This is a genomic window from Roseivivax sediminis (assembly GCF_900112685.1).
GTDB lineage: Bacteria > Pseudomonadota > Alphaproteobacteria > Rhodobacterales > Rhodobacteraceae > Roseivivax > Roseivivax sediminis.
In genome coordinates, this window is sequence record NZ_FOMS01000008.1 from 52,766 (window position 1) to 78,933 (window position 26,168).

Below are 26,168 nucleotides of genomic sequence, written 5' to 3' on the forward strand. Positions count from 1 at the left end.
CTGCCAAAATGGGGGAGCGGCGCGCGCCGCTCCCCCGACCGTTCCGTGAGTTGCGATCAACGGTCGTAATACGCCTCGCGCAGGGCGTCGTAGCGCTCGGTCCCCGAGGCCTCCATGCGCGCCCAGGCGCTGTCGTAGGCGGCGTCGAGATAGGCGTCGCGCGCCGCGCCCTCGAGTTCGATCACCGTCATGCCCTCTTCGCGCACGGTGGCGTCGGTCTCCTGGATCACCTCCTGGAAGTTGTCGTAGGAGATCTGCTCGTATTCCGCCGCGACCTCGGTGAGGATTTCCTTGGCCTCGTCGCTGAGGCTGTCCCACTTGCCGGGGTTCATGTAGATCCCGAGGTCGGTGTTGAAGAAGCCCGGATCGACGCGGTACTGCAGGAACTTGTCCCAGCTGAGGTCCTTGATCGCGACGATCGGCCAGCCGGCGCCGTCGAAGGTGTTGCGCTCCAGCCCGGTATAGACGTCCGGCACGGGCACGGAGATCGGCACCGCGCCGAGGCTTTCGAAGAACGCCTTGTAGATCGGCTGCGAGCGAAGCTGCGCGCCGTTGAACTCAAGGCTGCCGTCCTCGGCGCGGCCGGGCTCATCCACGGTGTAGATGTGGAACTGGATGCCGCTGTCGATATGGGCCAGAAGCTGCACGCCCAGCTTTTCGGCGAACGCCTCCTGCATGATTTCGAAGCCGCCGTTCTCGCGCGCGTCCATCGCGGTGACGGTCGATCCGACCCAGGCATCCGCCTCGGGCATGGTGCCGAGGTGGAAGGAGGCGGGGCCGTAATGCATGTCGACGACGCCGCGCGCGGCGGCATCCATCTGCTGGTTCTGCGGCACCGCTTCGGGCCCGCCGATATACTGGATCTGGACCACGCCTTCGCCGCGCTCGTTGAGCAGATCGACGAAGCCGAGGAAGGACTGGCTGAAGGCGAGCTGGCTGGGGAACGCGGTCACGGCACGGATCGTCTCCTGCGCCGCGGCGGGTGCGGCCAGCGCCGCGGCGAGGCCGAGCGCGCTTGCCAGGGTGGTGAACTTGGTCATCTGCTTGTCTCCCTGTGAAGGACTGGCCGGTCCCGGTTCGCCCGGGGTCAGGTGGCCGGTGGTTTGAACAATCCCGCCTGCCGTAGCGCCGAAAGGAACGCGCCCATGCGTTCCTTCTGGTAGGCCGGCACGTCGCGGCCCGCGTAGTCGAAGAAGCCCTGCCCCGATTTCATCCCGATGCGGCCGGCCTCCATGTTCTCGCTGACGATGGCGGGCGGGGCGAAGCGGTCCTCGCCAGTGGCCTCTGCCATATAGCGACTCGCATGATAGAGGATATCGCCGCCGCCCCAGTCGATGAATTCCAGAAGCCCGAGCACGGAGAAGCGCAGACCGAAGCCATATTTCACCGCGCGGTCCACGTCCTCTGCGCTGGCGACGCCTTCCTCGACCAGCCGCGCCGCCTCGTTCATGGCGAGCGCCTGGATACGCGGGACGATGTAGCCGGGGGAGGCCTTGCACACGACCGGCACCTTGCCGAGGGTCTCCAGAAGCGCGGTGGTGTGCGACAGCGTCTCGGGCGAGGTCTCCTCGCAGGGCGACACCTCCACCAGAGGCACGAGCAGCGCGGGATTCAGCCAGTGAGCGTTGAGGAAGCGGTCCGGATGCGCGGTCAGCCCGGCAAGATCGGTCGCCAGCATCGTGGAGGTCGTGGAGGCGAGGATCGCCTCCGGCCCCGCCGCCCGGTCGAAGAGCGCGAAGGCGGCGGCCTTGGCGTCGCGCACCTCCGGCACCGCCTCGAAGACGATCTCGGCGTCCTCGAGCGCGGCCTCCGCCTCGGCCAGCGGGTAGATCGACACACGTTCCCTGAGGGTCGGCAGATCGGCCCGGTCGAAGCCGCCGAGATCGGCGATCATGCCGAGGCCGGCCTCGACCTCCGACAACACGGCGGTCACGTAGGCATCGAAGTCCTGCGGCGAGCGGTCCCGCGCATCGAGAAGCGCGATCTCTCCGCCCGCATAGGCCAGCGCCTGGGCGATGCCGCGGCCCATGCGGCCGGCGCCGATGCAAGCGGCGTATGGCATCGCCATCAGATCCCCTCCGCGAGGGTCTTCTGGAACGCCTTCGGGTCGCGGTCCGCGAGGCCCAGCGCCTCGAGCGTCCGCCCCTCGCTGCGCCAGTCGCGCCCCGTGACGGCACTCGCCAGCGCCAGGAGGCCCGCGGCAACCGGCGTCTTCACTCCCGCCCATTCGCCGACGGAGACCAGCAGAGCGAGTCCGACGGCGATATCCTCGGTCATGTAGCGGTGGGTCTGAAGGTCGAGGTGCTCGTGCCAGTCACCCGATCCGACAAGCTTGTCATGGGCGAGGTTGCCGTACATCCAGTTCGACGTGTTGTAGTGGTCCGCCAGCGGGAAATGCGGCGCGCCGTAGCCCAGCGCCTCGCGCACCGCGACACGTTCGGCGTCGAGCGCGTCGTGCACCGACCGGATCGCCGGCTGCGTGCCCTCGTTGTGGATGTCCCACTTGTCGAAATGCTGGATCGGCCCCGCGTTCATCAGGATCAGCGGCGGGTGGATGATCGGCCCGGCATTCATCAGCGCGCCCGACAGCGCATCCTCGCAGCGCTCGATCGCGCCGGGATAGACCTGCCCCAGCTTTTCCAGCGCCATGTCGGTCAGCCGCGCCGGCAGAACGCCCGTCGGCAGGCGCGAGGCGCGCGTGGTGATCCGCACCTCCGCCTCGCCCTGCTTGCGGCAGAGCCACGGCAGCGTGCCGGTCTCGCACAGCGCCACGTCGGCGCTGCAGCCGGCAGCGCGGATCCGCTCCAGCATGATCCAGGCGCCGAAGGAGCCCGGCGAGAGGTAGATCACCTGCCCATCCACGAGATGCGGCGCCAGCGCGTCGGCAAGATCGGCCTGCGCGAAGGCCGGCATCGGTGCGAGGATCACCTCCGCCCCGTCCAGCGCGCGCCCGAGGTCGTCCGTCGTATCGACGGCGATCTGCCGCGTGCCTTCGTGGTCGGTCACGGTCAGGGTCGGCGGCGTGCCGAGCGGGGCGAAGCTGGCCCCGTCGCGGCGCCACCAGCGCACCTCGTGCCCCGCCTCAGCAGCATCCGCCACAGCGGCATAAGACCCGTTTCCACCCCCGAGGACTGCAATCTTCACCCGGCTACTCCCGTCTTGCGTGCGGGCGGCCACTTCATGCGGACGCATGTGGACACACCCGGTGTTTCCCGTTCTCCGAACCAATGCGAGCAAAATTTATCTGCAACTGCAAGTTTTTTATTTTAAGCTTGAAAGAAAAAACCGGTCAACCGATGCCGCCGCCCGTTTCGGCGGCACCTTGCCGGAACCTGTCGACAGCCGCGCCCCTTCCCCCTAGCTGACCGTGAGGATCGCCGCCCCTGACTTCCCGAGAGGCCTCCCCCGTGACACCATCGCCCGTCCGCTTCGACGATGCCGACGCCGCCGCACGGGAGATCGTCGCGCGCGCCGGGCCGGAATTGCGCGTCGGCCTGCCGCTCGGCCTCGGCAAGCCGGTCACGTTGATCAACGCGCTCACCCGGCTGGCGGCGGAGGACCCCGGGCTGCGGCTGTCGATCTTCACCGCGCTGACACTGGAGCGGCCGGCGCCGTCCTCGGACCTTGCCGAGCGCTTTCTCGGCCCGGCGATGGACCGCCTCTTCGGCGCCTACCCCGAGATCGACTATGCCCGCATGCTGCGGGACGGCACCCTCCCGGAAAACATCAAGGTGCAAGAGTTCTTCTTCTTCGCCGGCCGCTGGCTCGGCACGAACGCGGCGCAACAGGATTATGTCTCGGTGAACTATTCGGACGCCTGCTCCGTCCTGCTGGCGCAGCGGCCGAACGTGATGCTGCAACTCCTCGCGCCCGGCAGCGACCGGCTGAGCCTGTCGTGCAACCCCGACATCTCTGTCGATCTACTTGAGCGGCGCCGCGCCGGCACCCTGGACATCCTCTTCGCCGGAGAGCTGCACCTCGGCCTGCCGTTCATGGACGGCCCCGCCGCCCTGCCGGCGTCGGAGCCCGACATCCTCCTCGACCCGGCGGAGCCGTTTGAGCTTTTCTCCGCGGTCAACCAGCCGGTGAGCGACGCCGCGCATGCCATCGGCCTGCACGTCGCCCGGACGGTTCCCGACGGCGGCACGCTGCAAATCGGGATCGGAGAGATCGGCGACGCCGTCGCCAACGCGCTCCTCCTGCGGGATCGCGGCGAGATCGCGCCCGCCCTGGCTGCGTCCCCGTTCCCGGCGGACGGCTTCGACGAGACCGGGCGATTCGAGACCGGCCTATACGCGGTGACGGAGATGCTGGTGGATGGGCTCCTGCAGCTTTTCGAGGCCGGCATCCTGCGGCGCGAGGTGGACGGCGCCGCGATCCATGCCGGGTTCTTCGTGGAGAGCCGCGACTTCTACGCCCGCCTGAACGACATGCCGCCCGAGCGGCGCGCCAAGATCGCAATGGTGCCGGTGAGCTACACCAACACGCTCCTCGGCGACGAGACCGGCAAGCGAAACGCGCGGCAGGGCGCGCGCTTCGTCAATTCCGCGATGAAGGTCACCGCGCTCGGCGCGGTCGTGTCGGACACGCTCGAGGACGGGCGCGTGGTCAGCGGCGTCGGCGGGCAGCACGACTTCGTCACCCAGGCGCATGCGCTGGAAGGCGGGCGGTCGATCATCACTTTGCCCGCCGTGCGCACGTCGAAGGGCAAGACCGAAAGCAACATCGTCTGGTCGCAGGCCAATGCAACGGTGCCGCGCCATCTGCGCGACATCGTGGTCACGGAATACGGCATCGCCGACCTCTGGGGCCGCTCCGACGCGGAGGTGATCGCGGCGCTCATCGGCATCGCCGACAGCCGGTTCCAGGACGACCTGGTGCGGCAGGCGAAGGACGCGGGCAAGCTGCCGGCCGATTTCGAGGTTCCGCCGGAGCGCCGCGACAACCGGCCAGAGACGGTCAGACGCTGGCTCGCGCCATTCGGGGACGCGCTGCCCGACTTTCCCTTCGGCACGGATTTCGACGAGGTCGAGCGGCAGCTCCTGCCCGCGCTCGACCGGATGCGCGCCGCCGGTGCGTCGCGGCGGGCGCTGCTCTGGCTCGCATGGCGGGGATTGCGCACCCGTGGCGATTATTCCGCCGCCCTGCATCGCATGAACCTCGCCGCGCCGCGGACCTGGCGCGACCGCCTTCAGGCGTTTGCGCTGAAAGGCGCGCTGGACGGGGGCGCGCGGGACTAGACCGGCGCGGGGCCACCGGACCCCTGTCCCGCTTGGCCGGGGCGACGGCCTGACCTCCGCTCAACCGGCCGTGTCGCGGCGCACGAGATCGGCGTAAAGCGCCCGGATGCGCTTCGTGACCGGGCGCGATCCGTCTCCGATGGCCTTGCCGTCGATCGACGCGACCGGCGTCTGCGCACCGAAGGTGCCGGTCAGGAACGCCTCGTCGGCGCCATAGGCCTCGTAGAGCGAATAGTTCTTCTCGAAGACCGGGATGCCGTTTTCGCGGCAGAGATCGATCACCTTTGCCCGCGTCACGCCGTTCATGCAGTAATCGCCGGTCGAGGTCCAAACCTCGCCACGCCGGACGATGAAGAAGTTGCAGGCGTTGGTGGTGTTCACGAAGCCATGCGGGTCGAGCATCAGCCCCTCGTCGGCGCCCGCGGCCTCTGCCTGCAGGCAGGCGATGATGCAGTTGAGCTTCGAATGCGAGTTGAACTTGGCGTCCTGGCTGTGCGGCAGGCCGCGCACCTGCGGCACGGTGGCCAAGCGGATGCCCGCCGCCAGTGCTTCGGCCGGTTTCGAATGCTCCATGATGATGACGAGCGTCGGACCGGTGGTCGACAGCTTGGGATGCTGGAACGGCTTGTCCTTGATCCCGCGCGTCAGCATCAGCCGGCAATGCACGTCCGTCGTCATGCCATTCGCCTCGGCCGTGCGGGTCAGCGCGTCGAGGATGCCGGCGCGGTCCATGCCGACGTCGAGCCCGACCGCGTGGCAACTGTCGAAAAACCGGTCCATGTGGTCGTCGAAGAAGGCCCAGCGCCCGTTATAGAGGCGCATCCCCTCCCACATGCCGTCGCCCAGCATGAAGCCGGCATCGTAGACCGACACCTTGGCCTCATCGCGGTGGACGATGTCGCCGTTGACGTAGATCCGGATGTCGCGGTTGCGCGCATCCTCTTCGGCGTCGTGGGTGCTGGGGCGGTCCTCGGTCATTCCGGTTCAGCCCTCCGAGGCACCCGACAGCGCCTCCAGCCCCTCGCCCGCGCCGGCAAAGGAGAAGCGGAAGAAGAACGGCTCGGCCTGCACCGAGGGGCGGAACGCGGCGGTGACGCCACCCTCGGCCTCCTCGAGCGCAGCGACCTCCTCGGCACTGAGGGAAATCAGCGCCTCGCACATGTCCTGACCGCAGACCTGCCAGGTGAAGTCGTGCTGCGCCTCGCCCTCCGCGCCGCGCATCACGAACCCCGACGGCAGATGCGCGCCGGTCGGCACGCGCGCGATGATGGCCGCGCCGCCGTCTTCCGAACCTTGCGGCAGCGCGAGGATGTCGGCGACGAAGGCATTGTCGGCACTGCGGCGGATGCGCTGGCTGAGCGTGCAGGCGGTGCGGTTCACCGTCAGCGCCTGACAGGCCACCCTCCAGGCGCCGAAGCTCTGACCGTTGGCGACATCGTCCGGCGGCTCGGGCAGGACGTCCGGGGACATCGCACCGTCCGCCTCCGTCGTGGCGTCGGGCGCCGGTTCCGCCGGGCTGTCCTGGGCGGTCCCGCGCACCGGCCCGACAACCACGAGCGCGGCCACGAGGAGCAGAATTGCGGTCGACAGCGCGGTCGGCTTGAACATGGCGTCTCGTCCCCTGGGGCGTCGCCGGGCGGTCCCGCCGGCCCGCGCAGAAACCCACCGAAACCGGTTGCTGTCAAGGAGAGCGCCGGGCAGAATGTCACACGTCACAGATGTACGGTGCGGGCTCCGCGCCGGGGCGGACGGCAGGGGGGAGCAGACGAAAATGACCGATGGCGGCGGCAACCTCCCGGCGTCCGTGCTTCCGGAGCCGCCCGACCGGACAGATGCCGCCGAACTGCCCGAGGCCGACAGGACCCGCCCGCCGCGGCGGACATTGCGCCACGACGGCCCGGCCGAGCTCTTCGAAAGCCTGCCCGAGATCGCCCGGCTGACCCAGCACCGCCCGCGGCCCGGAGACACGACGCGGAGCTATCTCACCCGCCTGCGTCAAAGCGCGACGCCGGAGGAGGCGATCACCTTCGCCGCTTTCGCCGCCGAACCCCGCACGGCGATCTGGTGGGGCCACGCCTGCCTGTCGCCGGGTGCCGGTCAGGCGGTGCCCGACGCGGATCGCGCGATGATGGGCCTGGTTCGGGACTGGCTGCTCCACCCGGACGAGTCCCACCGCTGGGCGACGATGCAGGCCGCCCTGTTCGCGACCCGGCGATCGCCGGCGGTGCTGCTCGGACTCGCCGTGGGCTGGTCTGGCGGCCCGCCCGCACCCAACGATCCCGCGCCGGCGCCGCGCTGGCGCCAGCCGCAGGCGCTCAACGCCGCGGTGCTGTCGCAACTGGCCGAGACGCCGAGCGATGTACGGCGCGGCCGCCTGCAGGACTATGTCGACGCGGCCGCGGCTCTTTTCGGTGTGCGCTGACGAGGCGCGGAGATGACGCTGACCCTGCGGATAGAAGGCCACGACGAGTTGGACAACGGCAGCCCGGCCAGTGTGGTGGTGAGCCGTTCCGGGCTCAGCGCCGGGCGGCGGCGCACGATGGACTGGGTCCTGCCGGATCCCGAACGGCACATCTCCGGGCATCATTTCGACATCGGCTTCGCCGAGGGGGCGTACTGGCTGACCGATCTGTCGACCAACGGCACATTCCTGGCCGGGCAGGCGCAGCGCATAGACGGCGCGCACCGGCTTTGCGACGGCGACCGGCTGATCGTCGGACGCTACGCGATCGCGGTGTCGGTGGTCGGCGCCGCCCGCGAGAAGGCCGCGCTGCGCCCCTCCGATATCGGTCCGACGCCCTGGCCCGGAGAGGAGGAGGCCGACTGGGCCAGCCGCGCCGCGGCCCGCCCGGCCCGGCCCGACCCCACGCCCCCCGAACCGGCGCCGTCCATGGCGGCAAGACCCGACCCCCTCGACCTGGATGCGGGCCAACCGACCCAGGAGACGACAAGCGAGCCGCAGACCGACCGGCCCGCCGGCGACGATGCGGTGATGCGGGCATTCTGCGAAGGCGCCGGGCTCTGCCACGGCGGCATCGACGCGGTCGATGCCGAGACGCTGGCGCGGCTGCTCGGCCGCACGGTGCGCATCATGACGGAAGCGACAATGCGCCAGTTGAGCGACCGCGCGGAGGAGCCGCTCTTTGTCCGCGGCGGCGAGCGGGCGCAGCCCCACGCGCGCGCCAACAACCCGCTGCGGGTGCTGCCCGACGCGGACCAGGCGATCGCGGCGATGTTCGTCGCACCGCGCGACGGTTTCCTGCTGGGCCCGGAGAGTTTCGACGCCGCGACGGCCGATCTTGCCGCACATCAGCGCGCGGCGGCGGCGGCACTGCGACCGGCCCTCGCCGAAACCCTGTCGGGGCTTGCACCCGATATGATCGAGGAGGAGGTGCGGACCGGGCTGCCCTTCTCGCCCGCGCGGAGGTCGCGGGCCTGGGATGCCTATGTCGCCGCCTGGTACGCGCGCGCCAAACCGGGGGAGGCGGGCATGATCGAGGCGGTGCTCGAGGCTTATGCCACCGCCTATGGCGCGCTAGCCGCAGACGCGCCCCCCTCTCAGTCCACACCAAGGGAGGATTGACGCGAGGTCAGCGGAATACGCCGATGCCGAGCGCGCTCGGATCAATCCGTGGCGACGCAGCCGGAGCGGGCGCGGACCGGCGCGCCGGTGCGGCCTGGCGGGCCGGCGCCGCGCCGTGCACCCGGTCACCGCCCCGGGCCGCCGCCGCTTTGCGCGATGGGGCCGCCGGGGCCGCGACAACCGGCGGGCAGGTCACGCCGGGATTGAGCAACACGGCGCGGTACAGCGCCGCCGTCGGCTGGCTGTCGCCGGGCACCCCGGCCGCGCCGCGGAACGCCGCAGCCCCGCGTCGCGATTGCGGCCCCCAGGCGCCGTCGATGGCGCCGCCATAGCAGCCGAGACGCCGCAGCGCCCGCTGCAATGTCACCACGAGCGTGTCCGGCGACGGATCCAGAACACCGCGCGCGGCCAGCGCCCCGAAGCGTGCCGGATCCGCGAGCCGCAGCGCGTCGACCTCCGCCGCGACGGCCCCAGCGTCCGGGCTCGGCGCCGGTTCGCGCTGCGCGGCGGCCTCGGGCAACAGACCGACAATCAACGCGGGTTCCGGCAGCCCCTCCGGCACCGGCAGCGCCGCGCGGCCCGCCTCTGGCGTGAAAAGCAGGATGTCGGGCTCGGCCGCCACCGCGGCGGCAACGGGGGCTGGATCGACATGTGGCAGGATGATCAGATCATCCTCCACGACCGCCACCGGCGCGGCCGGATCGACCTGCGGAAAGACGCGGGCCGAGACGAACGCACCCTTGCCGGAACCGCCCTCGGCGAGGGCGGTTCCGGCCCCCAACAGGCCGGCGAGAAAGAGTGGCAGCGCGCGGAACAGCATATCCGGCATATTCGACCGGTTCGCCGTGTCGGGCAAGCGGAAGCCGCACGTCACCCGGAGCCGACGCAGGCGATGGCAAACCGTCCGTCGGACCGGCCTGCACATCCGCGAAACAACCGATTTCGAGGGTTGGCGAGGTTACGGCAAAGGCCCGTGGTTGACTTGATCGAAGGTTTCCGCACCAATCGTGCAGGATCGCAACGAAACGTGCCGATAGGGGAATGCCATGGCTCGCACGTCCTTGCTCGGGGGCGCGTTCTTTGCCTGCCTGGCCACCGTCGCCACAGCGCAGGAGACCGAAGACCCAAATGCCTCCGGCCCGTTCGAGCTTGAACTGAACGCGGCCGAGCAGGTGGAGGCCGGGGGGTGCCGGATGACCTACCTCGTGCGCAACCCCAGCGCCACCGACCTCGCGGAGGTCGCTTACGAGATGGTGATGTTCGACGGCGGCGGGGTCGTCTCACAGATCCTGACGGTGGATTTCGGCGCGCTGGAGGCCGGCCGGACGCGGGTGCGCCGCTTCGTGCTGCCAGATACGCGGTGCGAGGCGATTTCGCGCGTGCTGGTGAATTCGGCATGGACCTGCCGCCGCGCCGCGGACGGCGAGGACTCTGCCCTCTGCATCGACGATCTGAAGACCCGCAGCCGCGCGCCGATCCCCTTCGGCCTCTGACCCGCGCGCCCTGCCCTGACCGACGGAGCCCCGGCCATGTTCTCGGCCATCGCGTTCGACATGCTCGACCCTGTCACGCTGATCGTGTTCGCGGCGCTCGGCGGGCTGTCCTTCATCGCCGTCACCGTCGCGGTGTTCAAGGCGGTCCAGTTCGCCCGCCTCGGTGTCGGCCAGCGCAAGGCGGCCGAGGCGGTGCTCGACGCCTGGCTCTCGGACCGGCAGGATGAGGCGCTGCGCCTTGTCGCGCCGCGCCGGTCGGTGCTGGCACGGACCCTGCAGGCGGTGTTCTCGGCTCTGCACGCCCGACCGGACCAGCCCGCCTTCGCGGAGGAACTCGGCCGCCAGACCGCTTTGGTGGAGCTCGCCGCGATGGAAGAGCGGATGCGCCTTCTGGAAATGGTCGTGCAGGCGGCTCCGATGCTGGGCCTTCTCGGCACCGTGGTCGGCATGATCGAGGCGTTCTCGGTCCTATCGGCCGCCGGCGGCGCGGTAGACTCCGCCGCCCTCGCGGGAGGCATCTGGGTGGCTCTGACCACCACAGCGGCGGGGCTGACTATCGCGCTGGTCACCTATTTTGCGGCAAGCTGGTTCGAGGCACGGATCGACACCGAACGCACGCTGATCGAGGCGGCGATCTCGGCCGCGATCCACGGCCGGGTCGACGCATCGGCGCGGTTGGGTTGATCGCGTGGCCGTGCGGCTCGATCCTCCGGTTCGGGTGCGGCGCTACCGCTTTGCGCTGACGCCGCTGGCCGACGCGATGTTCCAACTGCTGATCTTCTTCCTGCTGACCGCCAACCTGTCGCCCTTCTCGGCCCTGACCTTGCAGAGCCTTTCGCAGGCGCCGGAGCGCGCCGGCAGCGGCGGGGACGTCGGGGCGACGCCGCTGGCCACAGCCGGCACGCTTCTCTGGACGCTCGAGGCCGGGGCGATCGTGGTGCGCGGGCAGCGCTTCGAGCTTTCGGCGCTGACCCGGCTGATCGGCGCGCTCGGCCCGGACCGCGGCGCGGCCCGGATCGTCGTGATCGTGCGCGACGGCGCCAGCGTGCAGGACCTGGCCACGCTGCTCGCGCGGTTGCGGGCGGCGGGCGTGGGGACGGTCGAGGTCGCGGACGGGGGGCGCTGAGATGCCGTTGCGGCTTCCCCGGCGGGCGCCGATCCGCCCAGACGTGTCGCTGGCCATCGTCAATATCGTGCTGCTGCTGATCCTGTTCTTCCTGGCGACCGGAACGCTCGGGACGACGCAGCGACCGGGGGTCGCGCCGCCCGTCACCGCCGAACTGCCGGTCGAGACGGCGCTCCGGCCGATCCTGGTGGTGCCGGGTGACGGCCCGCCCCGACTGGACGGAGAGCCGGTGACCCCCGGTATACTCGGGCCGCGCCTGGCCGGGGCCGAGGTGCTGCACGTGCTGGTCCCGGGCGAGGCGCCGGCCTCGGACCTGCTGGCGCTGCTGGGTGAACCGGGGCTCGGACATCTGGAGATCCGGCTGTTGACGGTCCGGGGGAGCGACGGTCCATGAGCCTGCTATCTGCCACGCAGGCGGGCGCCGGCACCTGGCTTCTCGCCGGTGCGGTCTCGCTCGCACTGCATGCGGGCGCTCTTGCCGCTCTCGTCCTGCCGCGAACCGGTGATGGCACCCAGGCGCCCGGCCGCCCGATTGTGCAGAGCATCGTGACGCTGGAGCGCCTCGACAGCAACGTCATCGCCCGTAGCAGTTCCGGTGTGGCCGCCGAAGGAGACGCGCCGGACCCGGCCCCGCCGCAGGACCGCGACCCTGCTCCGCCCGCCGCGCCGGACACAGCCGCCGTGCTTCCGGCGCCTCCGGCAAGGCTGTCCCCCAATAATACGCCGGCGGCCGCGACGACGCGGCCGCTCCCGCCCCTGTCCGGGCCGGGGCCGATCGCCCGGCGCTCGGGGGCGACGGCGCCCGATCCCGCGTCCCGGGCCTTGCCGCAGCGCGCGGAGGATGCACCGCCATCCACCCGCGATGACGGCACGGACCGGGCCGCGGAAATGCAGGCGTCTCCGACTCCGCAGCGCGACGCCCCGGACCGCCTTGCCCTGGTCCCGACGCCGGCGCCCCGGGCACCGCCCGACAGGCCGGAGCCCCCCGCGGAGGGGCGGCGCAGCATCGCTGCCGGCGGAGCGCCTTCCCCGCAGGATCTAGCGCTCGGCGACCTTCTCAAGCGGATCCGGGCCACCCCCGCCGATCCCTGCCTCGTGGCGCTGCCGCGCCGCGACGGGGCGGAACGGACAGCACTGGCGCTGATCGCCGCGGGCCAGCGGGCGATGGCGGACTTCTCCGCACGCCTCCTGACCCCGGCCGACGCGGATATGAAGCAGAACCGCACCCTGGTCGATCGGCGTCAATGCGCCGCGCTGGAATACCTCCGCAGCGCGTTGGACTATCCCGCACTGCGCCTCGGCCTTGCGCTCGACCGCGCCATCGTGCCGAGCGGCGGGCGCCTCACCGGGCGCATCCGGGGGCTCGGAGATCGGGCACTCACACTCCTGCTGGTGGACACCAACGGCGTGGTGCACGACCTGGCCCGCTTTACCGCGCGGCGCGGCGACATTGCGGAATTCGACGTGCCGCTGACCCGGACGGGGCCACGCCGGGACACCGAGCACCTGTTGCTCGCCCTGGCCACCGAGGCGCCGCCCGAGGCGCTTCTGGACCGGGCAGGGCAGCGGGCGGAAGAGGTTTTCGCCGGCTCCGGCTCGCGCGGCGCACGACTCGCCTCCGCGACATTCTCGGTGCGCTAGGTGCCTGGGGTCAGCAACACGTGGCCCAGCGTAGCTGACGCGGCCTCGTCGCCGATCTCCGCTCGGATGCGGGGCAGCAACTCCGCGGCCCGTGCCCCGTCGGGCGCGGCGGCGGCGGTGGCCAGCGGCGCCTCGGTCGCCACCGCCAGCAGCAATTGCGGCGCCGGCCCGGCTCCGTCCCCGAGCGTCAGCCCGATCGAGAAAGCCTGCCCCTCCGCCGCCGGCTCCAACCGGTCGGTGAGTGTGTAGACCCCACCCCCGGCGCTCACCAGCGCAAGCCAGAGCGCGCGCTCCCCGAGCTCTTCGATCTGTCCGCTGAGGGTGCCGCCGGTCTCCAGACGCTCCGAACCAAGGGCCATTCGCAGCGGCTGCGCCCCTCGCCCACGCAGCGCCCCGACGAACTCGAGCGCGGCGCATTGCGGCGCCGTGACGGTTCGCGACAGGATACCGGGCCGCGCGCCGAAGGCTTCCTCGTAGGCCGCGGGCAGTCCGGGAAAACGTGCGCCGGTCTCGGAATAGCCGGCGATCATGCCCGCCCTCGGCCCGCTCGCGACGCGCGCCACGAGCGTGCAGGGGCCGCCGTCGAAGGCGGCCAGGAACCCGTCGCGGGTGGAGACGTCAGGCCCCGCCGCTTCCGGCGCTGGCGCGGGAGGCGCCGGCGCCTGCGGGCGCTGCGCCCAGAACCCGATGCCGAGCCCGATAAGCGCCAAAAGCGCCGCCGATAGCAGCAGCCCGCGCCCGCCGCGCCCCACGAACTCGTCCCTCGAAGCGTCAGCCCCGGCCGGTGCGGGCGGCACGATCCTGGACGGTGCCGAAGGCCGCGGCGTGGCGACGGGGTCTTCGGCCGGTTCGCTCAAGAGGCGGCGCACCGCCTGCATGCCGGACGGCCGGTCCCCCGGATCGGGCGCCAGCAACTTTGCCAAGACCGGCCGCATCGCTTCGGGCAGATGCGACAGATCGGGTACGGTGCGCCGCGCGGCCACCGCTTCCACCACGGTGCCGCCCATCTCGAGCGGCCGGCCTGCGAGGGCCGCGGCGATCAGCAGGCCGAGCCCGTAGATATCCGTCCACGGCCCGATCGCGCCGTCGAAATGCCCCAGCTGCTCGGGCGCGACGAAACGGAACTTGCCGGCGAACTGTCCATGCATCGTGCCCTCGGTCATGGCCGATTTGGCGATGCCGAAATCGATCAGTACGGCGTCGGCGACACGGCCGCCGGGCAGCATCACGTTGTCCGGCGACAGGTCCCGGTGGACGATGCCGCGGGCATGCGCCTCTGCCAGCCCGCGGGCCAGCCGGCGCAGCAATTGCCGCGCGTCCGGCTCGGCGATCGCGCCATGACTCAGGAGGTGATCCGACAGCGTGGTGCCGTCGATGTATTCCATCACCAGGAAGAACCGGTCGAGCGCGGTGTCGTGGACGTAGTTGTAATACCGCACGATGGCCGCGTCCTGCAGCTGGCGCAGTGTCCGGGCCTCGCGCTTGAAGAGAAGCTCCGCGGCCTCGTCCTCGGCCAGCGCGGGCAGGATGGCCTTGATCGCCACCGCCTCGCCGGTGCCGATCTCGATGCCGCGATAGACCTCGCCCATGCCGCCGGCCTTGAGCACGGCGGTCACCTCGTAATTATTGTTGATGAGAGTTCCGAGCGGCACCGCCCCGGCGCTCTCCTGCCCGGTGCGGCCGGTGCCCTTCGGCACCGCACGGTCGGAAAGCGGAACGACGCGCGTCGCCTCGTCGTCCTCGTTCATCCGCGTCGGCTCGTCCTCGCGGTCGCGGCGTCGGGGGGTCACGGAAAGAGGTCCTTCGTCATCGGAGGATGTGGCGTGCCCGGCATCCGGCCGACGCAGCGCGTGACCACCACCGTCACGTTATCGCGCGCTCCACGCTCAAGCGTGTCGGCGATCAGCGCCTCGCAAATCGCCTGCACCGCTATGGGCCGGGCCAGGTGCCAGGCGATTTCGCTGTCGTCGAGATGTTCGGTAAGCCCGTCCGAGCACAGCAGGAACACGTCGCCGACCGCGATCTCGCCCTCCATCCGGTCGCAATCGGGCGTCTCGGTCACGCCGATGGCGCGGGTGATTATGTTACGGCCGGGCCAGGCGCGGGCCTCCTCCTCAGTGATCGTGCCGGTGTCGATGAGTTCGCGCGCCTCGGTGTGATCGCGCGTCAGCGGCCTGAGCGCGGAGCCGCGCAGCCGGTAGGCCCGGCTGTCGCCGGCCCACAGGCAGGTGAATTCCGGGCCGTGGACCAGGAGCGCGACGATGGTCGAGCCGATGACGCCGCAGCTCAGCCTGTCGGACTGGTCCAGGATACGCGTATTCGCGCGGGCCAGCCTCTCCAGCACACGGGCCCGCAGATCGGCCATGCCAGCCGGGCGGCCGATGGAGGCCAGCTCCCGCACGATGGCCTGGCTGGCGAAATCGCCTGCGGCGTGCCCGCCCATGCCGTCCGCGACCGCCCAGAACCCGCTTTCCGGGCTCGACAGGAAACCGTCCTCGTTCACCGACCGGCAGCGGCCCACATCCGAAGCCTGCCCGGTCTCGAACCGGAACATTGGGGTCAGCATGTCCGTGCCTTTGCCGATCGTCGGGCCCGCCTTGGGCGGAGAGTGCGGGCCGGGGGTAGCGCAGTCAAGCGCCGTGCTGTCCCTAGAATTGCAGACGCATCTGCGCCGTCACGCCCCAGCTATCGAGAGACTCGCTGAACCGGGTATCCAGCCGGACCGACCCGTTGAACTGGCTGGCCGGCAGCGCGGAGCCGTCGGACAGCAGCCGGGTGTAGTTCAGCCCCAGGCTCACCTCGCCGTAATCGCCGAGGCTCCCGGATGTCGAGGAAAGCGGATCGCCCACCTTGTCGCCGTCCTTGTCGACGCGGAAGTAGTTCGCCTCCACCCCGTCAGAGAAGTCGCGGTAATAGGTGCCGGTGGCGAAGAGGTTGAGCGCGCTCTGGCCGTCCGGCAGCACGCGGGTATGCGACACGGTGGCGCCGAGGAAGCCGACCTTCGTCGTGAAATCCTCGAATTCCAGCACCGCGTCGTCGGTCCCCAGATCGCCGAGCACATCGGCGTCTTCGAGGTTCGAGAAGGCCAGCGAGTCGGTGCTCACCCGCGAGATCGAGAACCCCGCCGTCGGCACGAGGCTGAGCCCGCCCACCCCCTTCATCGGCACCGCGTAGCTGACCGAGCCGGAGAGTGTATTGGCGCGGCTCTCGTAGTCCTGATCGTCGACGCCGAGTCCGGTCCCGGGCGCGGTCGGGTCGTTCTCCAGGCTGAAGCGGGTCAGCTCGTGGCGGTATTGCAGGTCCCCGGCCAGGCCTTCTCGCGTCGCAGCGAGGTAGACACCGCCATAGGTCTGGGTGAAATCGGTCTCGTTGACGCTGGTCACCCGGCCGGTATCGAGCCGCCCGGTCAGCGGATCGAAGGCGAAGACCGGCTGTTCGGTGCGCCCCTGATTGACGCCGAGAAGCCCGCCGAAGGTCAGGTTCCAGCCGTTGAAGCGCCCATCGAAGCAGCTGAAGTCGCCGCCCACCTGCAGTCCGCCATAGCTGGCCTCGATCTCGCTGTCGAACGCGCCGAGCTCGGTGCTGCTGGTGCCCTCGGCCTCCGCCCGTCCACCGGTCGCCCGCGCCCAGGACCCGTGGCCGCACGGATCCGCAGCGTCGCCGGCCAATCCCGCGACGAAGGGGCTGGACGGTCGGTTGATCACCGAGCCGATCAACGACTGGGTCAGCGCGATGCCGCTGGCCAAGCCGCCGACTGCGGGGTTGGCACCGGCCTCGAGTTCCACCGCCTGCGAGTCCGGATCGTTCCGAACGCTGTAGAGGACAGCCGTGCTCGTGGGCAGGCCGCGGGTTTCGAAGCTGAGCGAGTAATCGGCGACCCCGGCATAGTCGATCAGCGCGACCGGCTCACCGAAGAGGCTCACGTCGGGGCTCACCGGCGCGAATTCCAGCACCACCTCGCCCGCAAGCGACGCGCCCCGGACCTCGATCCGGTCGGCCACGGCGTTGGCATCCGACGGGCCCGACAGGTCGACATCGTAGACAATGGTGCCGTTCAGCTCCGCGTTGCCGTCGATCCGCAGCACGTCGGCGGTGAAGGGCGCACCGATGTCCAGCGCGCTGCCCGGTGTCGCGCCGAGCCGCAGGACCGATCCCGAGGTGCTGGTAAGGCCGCCCGTCGAGACCTCGCCGAAACTCAGCACCGTGCCCGAGTTGCGCAGCAGATCGCCCGCGCGCGCCCCGTCACGCAGGATCGCGCGGCCGACATTGCGGATCTCGCCCGTCGCCGTCGCCCCGTCCTGCAGGCGCAACTCTCCACGGTTGAGCAAGGTGCCGCCGCCGAGCGTGCTGCCTGTGCGGACAACCACCGTCCCGTCGTTCTCGGCCGCGACGAAGTCGAGCCGTCCCTCGGTGACGATCTGCCCGGCATTGGCCAGCGTGCCGCCGACCGAGGCACCGGGCCCCGGCCGCACTGTCAGTACCGCGCCCTCGGCGTTGACCAGATCACCGCCCACCTCGCCGGTCAGGCTCAGCAGGTCGAGATTGGCGAAGTCGCCCGAGACAAGGCCGCCAAGCGTCGCCGCACTGCGGTTCTCCACCCTCCCCTCGACGGAGCCGTCGATCCGCGCGGTGCCCTCGTTCAGAAGATCCATGCCCAGCGTGCCGTCCGGCGCGATGCGCAGCACTCCGCCCGCGCGATTGGCCAGCGCCGCATCCTCGGCCGCGAGCGTCGCGCCGGCCTCGACGGTGGCATCGCCGGCGTTCAGCACCGGCGCGCCGGCATCGAGTGTTACGTCCCCGGCGACCCGGAGCGTGCCGCCGGCCGCCTGGGTGAGCGCGTCGAGTCCCGTCGTCATGTCCGTGAAGGTCAGCAGCGCCGCGCCGCCGGTCTCGACCGTGCCGTCGACGACACCCGACAGCACTGCCTCGGCAACGCCGGCCTCGGCGCTGCCGACATTGCTGAGATTCCCGCCGATAGTGCCGGTGGAGGTCAGCCTCCCCCCGCCGGCATTGCCGACGCCGCCCCGTATCGTGCCGGTATTCGCGAAGCTGCCGGAATTGCCGAGCGCCGCCAACGTGCCGGCGCTCGCCCCGGTGCCGGAATTGATCACCGCCCCGGCGGTGCCATCCACGGCGATGGTCAGCCTTCCGATATTGGTCACCTCCGCCAGCGTGCCGGAGGAGACCAGCGTGCCATCCTCACCCACCGTGGTTGCGCCGCTCACCCTGCCGCCATTGGTCACGGTTCCACCGGCCACATCCAGCGTCCCGGTCACGATGCCGGTCGTCTCGAAACGGCCCGCACTCTGCGTCAGGGCGGCAAGGGTCCCCGTGTTTCGTCCCGTGCCGGTGTTCGCGACCGTGCCGGTGATCGTGCCCGCGTTGTCGAGTGCGCCCTCGTTGTCGAGCCCCGATGCGATGGTGCCGGTCGACGTCACCGTCCCGTCGGTCCGGTTGACGAGCGTGGCCGACCGCACGTCGATGGTGCCGGCATTGACGACCGTGCCGAAGGCGCCGTTTTCGAATTCCGCCACGCGGAGAGTTCCGCCCGCGCCGACCTCGACCAGGCCCTCGTCGTCCGCCGTGCCGCCATTGGTCAGCATGATTGCCGGTCCCGCGACGGTGTCCGTCTCGCCGACGCTGAGCGTGCCCGAGACGTTGCGGACAAGATCCGGCGCCGCCCCGTCGCCTAGCGCGACCAGGTCGGCGCCGCCATCGGTCGTCTCGATCACGCCGGCATTGAGAAGCACGTCGCCGTCATTGTCGGTATCCGCCGCAAGCGTGCCTCCCGCGCCGAAGGTGATGCGGCCGGCGGCGGTGTTGTCGATGCCGCCCGCATCGGTGAGCGAGCCGCCGTCGGCGAGCGCAATGGCGGCATCGTTCCTGGTGGTGTTGCCCGTGCCGACAACCGTCGCGTCCCTGCCGAGGAAGATCGTGCCCGAGAGGTTCGAGATGGTATCAGCCACCAGCGTTGCGCCGTCGCCGATCCGCGTGATGCCGTCGTTGACGAAGGCGCCGCTGACCGCGACGTCGCCGTAGTTGCCGATATCCAGGCCCTCGGCGGAGGAGCTGTTGGTCAGCGCGCCGATGTTGCCCAGGCGCGTGCCCTCCGCGGGCGTGCCGTCCGGAATCCGCAGCGTGGCGCCCGCGGCGATGGAAATGTCGAATCCGTTCGCGTCGATATCCGCCCCGATGGTGACGTCGGCACCGGGTGCGACGTTGAGATCGCCGCCGAAGTCGTTAGTCAGGGTCAGCGGGCCACCGACCGAGATGGTCCCGAGAAGGGTCACGTCGCCTTGCACGACAGAGGTGCCGGTCAGCACGATGTCGGCCGCGGTGATGCTCAATGCACCGTCCGAGCCGTCGAGAAGGCCGGCATTGGAGAATACCTGCGACAGACCGCCGGTCAGGGTGATAGCGGCCGCGTCCGCGCCGGCCGAGATCGTGCCTGCGTTCACAACGTCGCCGGCCACGTTCGTCGTGCCGGTCGCCACGACCTCGGCGCTGTCGACGATCCGCAGCGCCCCGCCCAGGCTGCCGCCAGCGGCGTTGAAGCGCGCGTCGCCCGAAAGGCGAACGCTTCCCGTGATCGCCCCTTCGGCATGGGTGAAGACCCCTCCGCTCTGGTCGAGCGTGCCGTCGATCCCGGCACCTGAGGCGTTCCCGAAGGTACCGCCGGACATCGTAACCTCACCCGAGATTTCGCCGGTATTGTCGAGCCTGCCACCCGACTGGGTGACGGCGCCGGTGACGATGCCGGCATTGGCGATGGCGCCGGACGAGAGGGTCACCGCCTCGATCCGGCCGCGATTGCCGAACGTACCGCCGTCGAGAGAGACCGCGCCGGTCACGGTGCCGTCATTGGCAATCGTACCGCCTGATTGGGCAATGCCGCCCCTTACGGCCGCCGCGTTCGTGAACGTCCCTTCAGACAAGATGAGACCGCCGTTCACGCGGCCCACCAGGTTGTCGAACGTCCCGCCCGTCTGCACCACGCCGCCACCGACCCCGAAAGCGGACCCGTTGGTGAAGGTGCCACCCGCCAAGGTGACACTGCCGAGGATTCCCTCGTCAGAGGCGTTGTCGAAGGCCCCGGCAGACAGAGTCACACTTCCCGCCACTGCGCCGGAGACGTTGTCGAAGGTGCCGCCGCTCTGGCTGACGTCACCGGCAACGCCACTTTCCGACTCATTCAGAAACGTCCCGCCCGACAGCGTCACGGCGCCGCGGACACCGCCGGCGGAACGGTTCTCGAACCGTGCCGCGTCGGCGAGCGACACGTCGCCCGCGACGCCGGCATCCGACAGGTTCCGCACGACCGCCTCGCCCGAGGCATCCACGTTGCCCAGCGCCCCGTCCGCGTTCTGAAGGAATGTCCCGCCGGTCACCGTAACCGGGCCGGTCACGACGCCGCCGCCGACTATGTCGACGCGCCCGCCGGTACTGAGGATTTGGCCGGTGCGCGCGCTGCTGGTCAGATCGCCGCTGTTGACTAGAGCGCTCGCGCTGCCGCCTCTCAAAGTTGCGGTGCCGCTGTTGGCCAAGTGGCCGAGGACCGCGTCGGTGGCTGTCAGCGTACCCGAGGTCTCGACCGCGCCGGCGCTGCCGCCCGAGAGAGTGACCTCGCCCGCGCTCTCGATGCCTGCAAAGGTGCCGGTCTCGCCGGTCACGGCGCCCGCTTGGCCGACGACGGTGATGCCACCGATAGTGCCGCTCTGGCGCAGCTCACCCGCAAGCACCGCCGCGGTGCCAAGGATCGTGCCGCTGTTGGTCGAGGTGCCGCCGATGGTCGACAGGCTGGCGATCGTGCCAGCGGAGCTGAAGGTCGCGCCTTCGTTCCGCACCGCGCCGCCCGTGGCGCCCGCCGACAACAAGGCGACACGAGCGCCGTCCGCGACCGCGATGTCGCCGACTCGGGCGTTGTCGACGGTGGCGGTGGCACCTGCCCCGGTCACGCCGAGTGCGCCGTGCGCACCGCCGGTGATCGTCAGGAGGCCGGTGCTATCCATCCGGCCGATGCTCCCGCCGCTGACGACGGCAGTGCCCGCGTTCGACAACGACGCGGCGATGCCGGAGGCGACGGTGAGCGTGCCGGCATTGTCGATGGCGCCGGTGGCACCGCCCTCAACGGTCAGCCTGCCGGTCGCGGCAACGTCGACCGAGCCGGCCCTCCCGTCCGCGATCAACGCCGTACCGGCCACCGACAGGTCACCGGCAGAGCCGTCCGTGATCGCCAGGTCCGCGCCGTCCAGCACCGTCACACCGGCGAGCGTGCCGGCGGAGACGAGGCTGCCCCGCTCCACCCGCGTGGCGCCGCCGACAGATCCGCTCGCGGTCACGGCGATGCGCTCCGCCCCGCGCTGGGTGAGCACGCCAAGCACCGTCCCGCCGACGCCGAAGTCGCCGCCGATCACCGTCAGGCTGTCGGCGGTGCCGTTGAGGAAGTTGCCCGCCAGATCCGCCGGCGCCGCCGAGGTCACCTCGCCCAGCCGTGCGCCCGCCGCGACCGTGAGCGTGCCGCCGTCATTGTCCACGTCACCGACGATGCCGCCGGAAATCGACAGGGCGCCGCTGCTGGAAATGTCGCCCGCCGAGCCCCCGGCGATCCGCAGCCTCGCGCCAGCATCGACTTCGACGCCCGCCAGCGTTCCCCGCGACACCAGCCGGCCGTCGTTGACCTCGGTCAGCCCGTTCACCTCCCCGCCGACCGTCACCGTGCCGCCCCCGTTCTGCACCAGCGCGCCGAGGATCGTGCCGTCCACCTCGAAGAAGCCGGACTCGACGGTGAGGCTGTCGGCTGTGCCGAAGATGGCGTTCGCCCCGGCGGACGCGCTGCTGGAAGACGTGACGGCCCCGACAATGCCATCGGCCCCGACGTTCAGCGTGCCGGCGTCGGTAATGTCGATGGACTGCGTCTGCCCGGCGGACACGGTGACGGCGCCGGCGCTGCCGATTGCTCCGGCGCTGCCGCCGGTGATCCGCAGCGTGCCGCGATCCGCGACCGAAACGCCTTGGAGCGAACCGGAGGAGTGCAACGTGCCGCCGCTCACCGTGCTGGCCCCGCCGACGATGCCGGTGCTGGAGACCGTGCCGCCGGTTACAGAGACGTCTCCGGTGATCGCGCCGCTGTTTCGGAAGATCGCAGCGTCGCCCGTGTTGGTCAGTGACGCGATTGTCCCGGCGCTCCGGCTGGTCCCGGCATTCATGACGTCGAAAGCGGTACCGGAGACCAGGTCGAACGAGCCGCCGGCAGCGACCGACACGCCGGCAAGGGTCCCCGTGCTCTCCAGCGTGCCGCCGGTGACCGAGGCGGTGCCGCCGACCGTCCCGCCGGTGTTCTGCAGCAGCCCGCCGGACACGGTGACCGCCCCGCCGACGATACCGGAATTGACGAAGCTGCCGTCCGTCACGGCAAGGGTGGAGACGACACCGGCGCTGCTGCCGGCGCCCGAGGTCGTGACCGCGCCGGCAAGCGCCTCCGCCCCGAGCGTGAGGCGGCCGGCCGAAGTCGTGGACCCGGCGATCACTCCGCCCGTCACCGCGAGCTGCCCGTCCGCGCCGACAGTGGCGTCGCCCGCTATGGTGCCCCCGGCCTCTACTGTCACGGTACCGCCATCGACGGCGACGTCGCCCGAAACGACGCCAGAGAGCACCGCCCTGCCATCCCGGTTGTCGAGCTCCCCGAGGGTTCCGGCGGACATGGCCGTGCCGCTGTTCACGAGCGTGCCCGAGACCGTCCCGTAATTGTAGAGCGTCCCCGCGTTGGCGACGCCGCCGCTCAGCGTGCCGCCGCCGCTCACGGACACGGCGCCGCCCTCGGCATTCTCCAGCGGCCCGTCGGCCACCCGGACGGTTCCCTCGACCTCGAGACTGCCGAAGGCCCGGTTCTCGAACGCCGCGACGTCGAGCAGCGCGCCGCTGCCGACGACGACCGTCGCCGCACCGTCGGCGCTGCCGGCATTGGTCAGCGTCACGCCGGTGCCGACGACGCTGTCCCCGGCGCCGACGCGCAGAATGCCGCCGGTCAGGTTGCGGAAGAAATCGCCCGCTCCGTCGCCCACGGTGAGGGTGTCGCCGCCGCCGTCCAGCGTCTCGATCAGGCCGGCATTCTCGACCGCATCGCCGTCATTGTCGGTGTCGGCGTGCAGCTCGCCGCTGCCCGAATACGTGTAGCGACCGCCGGCGAGGTTCACGATCGCCCCGGCATCACGCACCGCGGCACCGTCAGCGAGCGTCACCACCGCGCCGTTCGTCGTGGTGTTTCCGCTGCCCACCAGCGCTGCGTTCTCGCGCAGAACGATGGTGCCAGACAGGTTGCGGATCGTCCCCGCCGTCAGGGTCGCACCGGCGCCGATCTCCGTCTCGCCGTCGTTGACGAACGCGCCCGAAGCGGTGACGGTCGTGAATGCGCCGAGCTCCAGACCCGGCCCGCCCGCGTCGTTGGTGATGCTGCCGACGCCGGTCACGTCCGTCGTATCACCGGCAGTGCCCGTGGCGATGCTCAGCGCACCTCCCGAGCGGACACTCAGGTCGAAGCCCATCGCGTCGATGTCGTCGTTGATCTCCACGACGCCGCCCGACAGGACGGTCAGATCGCCGGCAAGGTCCTGCGAGAAACCGGTCGTGCTGCCCACGGACAGATCGCCCAGCAGCGCCACCTCGCCAATGATCTGCGAGCCTTCCGCCAATACGATGTCGCCGGCGGTGATCGACAGCGCCGCCACCTGGCCGTCGATGGTCCCGCGGTTGGTGAAGGTGCCGCCCGCCGCGCCCGACAGGGTCAGGCCGACCGGCCCGCCCGCCTGCGCCGCGATGGTCGCGTCGTTGGTCAGCGTCCCGCCCAGCGCACTGTCCGCCGCGACCTCGAGTCGCGCAGCGCCGCTCAGGACGGTGGCCCCGCCGATGCTGCCGCCATTGGCGGTGAAGGTGCCGCCGGACAGGATCGCGTTGCCCGCTATGGTCCCGCCGGCGTCGTTCGCCACGCTGCCCGCCGTCTGGGTCGGCCCCGAAAGCGTGCCCGCATTGGTCACCGTGCCGCCTTCGACCAGCGTGGCACCGGCCGCGCCCCCGGTCTCGACCGTAAGCATGGCCCCGACACGGTTCGTCACGCCGGCGGCCAGGCCGCCCGACAGCCTCGCCCCGCCCAGGTTGTCGAGACCGGCCAGCGTGCCGCCCGCCAGCGACAGCGTGCCGTCGTTGGTGACCGCACCGGCGCTGCCGCCGGTCATTTCCAGCGCGCCCGCCGCGCCGATTCCGGTCGCCCCGAGCGTGCCGGCGTTCCTGAGCGTGCCGCCCGCCACGGAAGTCGCGCCATCGACCTTCCCGCCGGGCGCGTTGGTCACGTCGCTCCCGGCGCCGGTCAGGTCGAGTGCGCCTTCGATCCGCCCCGAGTTGACGAAAGAGCCCGCGGCCACGTCGAGCGAGGCGATGCGCCCGGCGTTGGAATTGGCGCCGGCCCCCGACACCGTCACCGCGCCCGCCCTCCCGCCGGCCGACACGCTCATCCCGGCACCGCCGGACTGTTCGATGTCGCCCGCCACGCCGCCGGTCACCTCGACTCGCCCCCCGGAGGTCAGCGCGCCCGTCGTCCCACCGGTCACGCGCAGCATGCCGCCGGCGGCGATGTCCACCGCGCCGAGCGTACCCGCGCTATCCAGCTCCGCTCCGGTGCCGACCGCTGCCGCCCCGCTCACGACGCCGCCGGCCAGGTTGCTCATCGTGCCGCCGGTCAGATCCAGGGACGTGGTGATCGTACCTGAGTTCAGGGCGGTGCCGGCACTCTCGACCGATTGCAGCGTGCCGGCATTGTCCAGCGTGCCGGCAGAGGTGACCCCGCCGCCGCTGCCGCCGGTTACCTCCAGGACGCCACCCGCCGCGACATCCGCGTCGGCGAAGATCCCGCCCGACGTGGCGGTCCCGCCATCGGCGACGACAAGCGCGCCACCGATCGTGCCGGTGCGGTTGGCCAGCGTGCCGCCTGTCACCGTGACCCCGTTCACGAGGCCGGTATTGGTCGCGCTGCCGCCCGAGACGGCCAGGTTCTGCACCGTTCCCGCGTTGGTCACGGTGCCGGCGCTGTCAACCGCCGAGACCAGCCCGCCGCCCGCCACGCTCAACACGGACTCCGCATCCAGCGTCATCCTGCCGGCAACGATGGCCGGCGCCCCGGCGACGGTCGCCGTTCCGCCGGTCAGCACGGCATCACCGGCGATCGTGCCTTGCACCACGAGACTGCCCGCCACCTCGATCGGCGCCGCACTCATCACGACGGAGCCGCCCGCCGCGTTCACGAGGTGCGCACCATCCGCCACCGACAGCGCGGTCGGGGTGAGGTTCGACGCCACGGACAACGTCCCCTCGGCCACACTCACCGCCTGCGTGGCGTTGCTCGCACCGGTGAGGTTCAGCAGCCCGCTACCGGTCTTGGTCAGATCGCCCGACCCGGTATAGCGGCCGAGCGTCAGCGTCAGGTCGCTCCCCACCTTCACCTCGAGCGCACTCCCCGCCGCCGCGAGAAGCGGCGCCGAGACCTCGGCCTCGGTCACGTCCCCGGCGCCGCGCCCGGTGAACCGCAACCGGGGCGCCGCGCCGCTCGCAACCAGCCTGTCCGCGTCATCGGAGGAGGTGATGTCGTAACGGCCCGCGCCGGCCTCGATCTCGATCGCCCCGAAGGCGCGGCTTTCGGCAATGGCCAGCGCGCCGTTGATGTCGATCGCGCCCGCGGCGGCGCCAGGCAGAACGGCGGTGTCCGACGCGTCGTCCGGAATTCCGGTCGCAGGGATCCAGTTCGCGGCGGCGCCCCAGAGGCCGTTCGCCGCGCCGGTCCAGGTGAAGCTTTCGGCCCTGAGCTCGGGCGCGGTTGCGGTCAGCACGGCGAAGATGGCGGTGGAGGTCAGCAGACCGCGACGGGCTGCGCGCTGCGCGTCCGATCCCCGCGACCGGTCGATAATCGTCTGAAAATACATCGCCGCGGGGGCCTTCCGAAAAGTAACGTCCGGATCGTGGCCCGAACCCGCCACCATTGCAACGATGTGGAGATAACCGCCCGCGCCGCCCGGGACGCTGTTGCCGGCTTGCACTGTCTC

General features: G+C 70.9%; 17 protein-coding genes. 8 read left to right on the forward strand and 9 right to left on the reverse strand.

The annotated features are described in order from the left end of the window. Positions 1 to 56 precede the first annotated feature (56 nt). The 3 genes from dctP to F3H57_RS13320 are packed head-to-tail and all read right to left on the reverse strand — an operon-like array spanning position 57 to position 3,144. Positions 57 to 1,040, reverse strand: a complete 984-nt coding sequence (gene dctP, locus F3H57_RS13310; protein WP_149756407.1) for a TRAP transporter substrate-binding protein DctP — start codon at positions 1,038 to 1,040, stop codon at positions 57 to 59. Between the two features lie 47 nt (positions 1,041 to 1,087). Next, positions 1,088 to 2,068 carry a 3-hydroxybutyryl-CoA dehydrogenase gene (locus tag F3H57_RS13315; RefSeq protein WP_149756408.1) on the reverse strand — a complete coding sequence of 327 codons (981 nt, stop codon included), beginning with the start codon at positions 2,066 to 2,068 and terminating at the stop codon, positions 1,088 to 1,090. After that, positions 2,068 to 3,144, reverse strand: a complete 1,077-nt coding sequence (locus tag F3H57_RS13320; protein ID WP_149756409.1) for an NAD/NADP octopine/nopaline dehydrogenase family protein — start codon at positions 3,142 to 3,144, stop codon at positions 2,068 to 2,070. The genes F3H57_RS13315 and F3H57_RS13320 overlap by 1 nt, the downstream gene beginning before the upstream one ends. A gap of 263 nt (positions 3,145 to 3,407) precedes the next feature. Between F3H57_RS13320 and F3H57_RS13325 the strand changes: the two genes are divergently transcribed. Next, positions 3,408 to 5,240: an acetyl-CoA hydrolase/transferase C-terminal domain-containing protein gene (locus F3H57_RS13325; protein WP_149756410.1), complete on the forward strand. Its 1,833-nt coding sequence runs from the start codon at positions 3,408 to 3,410 to the stop codon at positions 5,238 to 5,240. A gap of 60 nt (positions 5,241 to 5,300) precedes the next feature. Here F3H57_RS13325 and F3H57_RS13330 read toward each other — a convergent pair whose 3' ends face one another. Then, complete coding sequence (locus F3H57_RS13330) at positions 5,301 to 6,218, reverse strand: aminotransferase class IV (protein WP_149756411.1); 918 nt, start codon at positions 6,216 to 6,218, stop codon at positions 5,301 to 5,303. Between the two features lie 6 nt (positions 6,219 to 6,224). Further along, complete coding sequence (locus F3H57_RS13335) at positions 6,225 to 6,848, reverse strand: invasion associated locus B family protein (RefSeq protein WP_149756412.1); 624 nt, start codon at positions 6,846 to 6,848, stop codon at positions 6,225 to 6,227. Between the two features lie 163 nt (positions 6,849 to 7,011). On the opposite strand from F3H57_RS13335, the gene F3H57_RS13340 reads away from it, so the two are divergent. Together F3H57_RS13340 and F3H57_RS13345 are read left to right on the forward strand one after the other, a co-directional pair. Next, positions 7,012 to 7,662: a DUF6931 family protein gene (locus F3H57_RS13340; protein WP_149756413.1), complete on the forward strand. Its 651-nt coding sequence runs from the start codon at positions 7,012 to 7,014 to the stop codon at positions 7,660 to 7,662. Positions 7,663 to 7,674: 12 nt separating this feature from the next. Continuing rightward, positions 7,675 to 8,823, forward strand: a complete 1,149-nt coding sequence (locus F3H57_RS13345; RefSeq protein ID WP_149756414.1) for a type VI secretion system-associated FHA domain protein — start codon at positions 7,675 to 7,677, stop codon at positions 8,821 to 8,823. 7 nt (positions 8,824 to 8,830) lie between these two features. Here F3H57_RS13345 and F3H57_RS13350 read toward each other — a convergent pair whose 3' ends face one another. Beyond that, positions 8,831 to 9,652, reverse strand: a complete 822-nt coding sequence (locus tag F3H57_RS13350) for a peptidoglycan-binding domain-containing protein (protein ID WP_149756415.1) — start codon at positions 9,650 to 9,652, stop codon at positions 8,831 to 8,833. A gap of 217 nt (positions 9,653 to 9,869) precedes the next feature. On the opposite strand from F3H57_RS13350, the gene F3H57_RS13355 reads away from it, so the two are divergent. Genes F3H57_RS13355 through F3H57_RS13375 form a run of 5 tightly spaced genes read left to right on the forward strand, consistent with a single transcriptional unit; the run spans position 9,870 to position 13,083 of the window. Next, a complete protein-coding gene (locus F3H57_RS13355; protein ID WP_149756416.1) occupies positions 9,870 to 10,316 on the forward strand; it encodes a hypothetical protein in 447 nt (148 codons plus the stop codon). Positions 10,317 to 10,352: 36 nt separating this feature from the next. After that, positions 10,353 to 11,000, forward strand: a complete 648-nt coding sequence (locus F3H57_RS13360; protein WP_223163076.1) for a MotA/TolQ/ExbB proton channel family protein — start codon at positions 10,353 to 10,355, stop codon at positions 10,998 to 11,000. A 4-nt stretch (positions 11,001 to 11,004) separates the two neighbouring features. Beyond that, a complete protein-coding gene (locus tag F3H57_RS13365) occupies positions 11,005 to 11,442 on the forward strand; it encodes an ExbD/TolR family protein (RefSeq protein WP_149756417.1) in 438 nt (145 codons plus the stop codon). A gap of 1 nt (position 11,443) precedes the next feature. Further along, positions 11,444 to 11,836, forward strand: coding sequence for a biopolymer transporter ExbD (locus F3H57_RS13370; RefSeq protein WP_149756418.1), 393 nt, complete (start codon positions 11,444 to 11,446; stop codon positions 11,834 to 11,836). Beyond that, positions 11,833 to 13,083: a hypothetical protein gene (locus F3H57_RS13375; RefSeq protein ID WP_149756419.1), complete on the forward strand. Its 1,251-nt coding sequence runs from the start codon at positions 11,833 to 11,835 to the stop codon at positions 13,081 to 13,083. Before F3H57_RS13370 ends, F3H57_RS13375 begins: the two co-directional genes overlap by 4 nt. Here the strand turns inward: F3H57_RS13375 and F3H57_RS13380 are convergent. From F3H57_RS13380 to F3H57_RS13390, 3 genes are all read right to left on the reverse strand, one after another. Next, on the reverse strand, positions 13,080 to 14,873 hold the full coding sequence (locus tag F3H57_RS13380; RefSeq protein ID WP_149756420.1) for a serine/threonine-protein kinase: 1,794 nt from the start codon (positions 14,871 to 14,873) through the stop codon (positions 13,080 to 13,082). The two genes, F3H57_RS13375 and F3H57_RS13380, sit on opposite strands and share 4 nt — an antisense overlap. Then, on the reverse strand, positions 14,870 to 15,649 hold the full coding sequence (locus F3H57_RS13385; protein ID WP_149756421.1) for a PP2C family protein-serine/threonine phosphatase: 780 nt from the start codon (positions 15,647 to 15,649) through the stop codon (positions 14,870 to 14,872). Before F3H57_RS13385 ends, F3H57_RS13380 begins: the two co-directional genes overlap by 4 nt. An 82-nt stretch (positions 15,650 to 15,731) precedes the next feature. Beyond that, a complete protein-coding gene (locus tag F3H57_RS13390) occupies positions 15,732 to 26,048 on the reverse strand; it encodes a beta strand repeat-containing protein (protein ID WP_149756422.1) in 10,317 nt (3,438 codons plus the stop codon). Positions 26,049 to 26,168 lie beyond the last annotated feature (120 nt).

What these genes read in the sequence shown, in the direction of transcription:
- F3H57_RS13315 (WP_149756408.1), bottom strand. Translation starts at nt 2,068, where the DNA reads ATGGCGATGCCATACGCCGCTTGCATCGGCGCCGGCCGCATGGGCCGC.
- F3H57_RS13390 (WP_149756422.1), bottom strand. Translation starts at nt 26,048, where the DNA reads ATGTATTTTCAGACGATTATCGACCGGTCGCGGGGATCGGACGCGCAG.
- dctP (WP_149756407.1), bottom strand. Translation starts at nt 1,040, where the DNA reads ATGACCAAGTTCACCACCCTGGCAAGCGCGCTCGGCCTCGCCGCGGCG.
- F3H57_RS13340 (WP_149756413.1), top strand. Translation starts at nt 7,012, where the DNA reads ATGACCGATGGCGGCGGCAACCTCCCGGCGTCCGTGCTTCCGGAGCCG.
- F3H57_RS13335 (WP_149756412.1), bottom strand. Translation starts at nt 6,848, where the DNA reads ATGTTCAAGCCGACCGCGCTGTCGACCGCAATTCTGCTCCTCGTGGCC.
- F3H57_RS13370 (WP_149756418.1), top strand. Translation starts at nt 11,444, where the DNA reads ATGCCGTTGCGGCTTCCCCGGCGGGCGCCGATCCGCCCAGACGTGTCG.
- F3H57_RS13355 (WP_149756416.1), top strand. Translation starts at nt 9,870, where the DNA reads ATGGCTCGCACGTCCTTGCTCGGGGGCGCGTTCTTTGCCTGCCTGGCC.
- F3H57_RS13350 (WP_149756415.1), bottom strand. Translation starts at nt 9,652, where the DNA reads ATGCCGGATATGCTGTTCCGCGCGCTGCCACTCTTTCTCGCCGGCCTG.
- F3H57_RS13345 (WP_149756414.1), top strand. Translation starts at nt 7,675, where the DNA reads ATGACGCTGACCCTGCGGATAGAAGGCCACGACGAGTTGGACAACGGC.
- F3H57_RS13330 (WP_149756411.1), bottom strand. Translation starts at nt 6,218, where the DNA reads ATGACCGAGGACCGCCCCAGCACCCACGACGCCGAAGAGGATGCGCGC.
- F3H57_RS13375 (WP_149756419.1), top strand. Translation starts at nt 11,833, where the DNA reads ATGAGCCTGCTATCTGCCACGCAGGCGGGCGCCGGCACCTGGCTTCTC.
- F3H57_RS13360 (WP_223163076.1), top strand. Translation starts at nt 10,353, where the DNA reads ATGTTCTCGGCCATCGCGTTCGACATGCTCGACCCTGTCACGCTGATC.
- F3H57_RS13385 (WP_149756421.1), bottom strand. Translation starts at nt 15,649, where the DNA reads ATGCTGACCCCAATGTTCCGGTTCGAGACCGGGCAGGCTTCGGATGTG.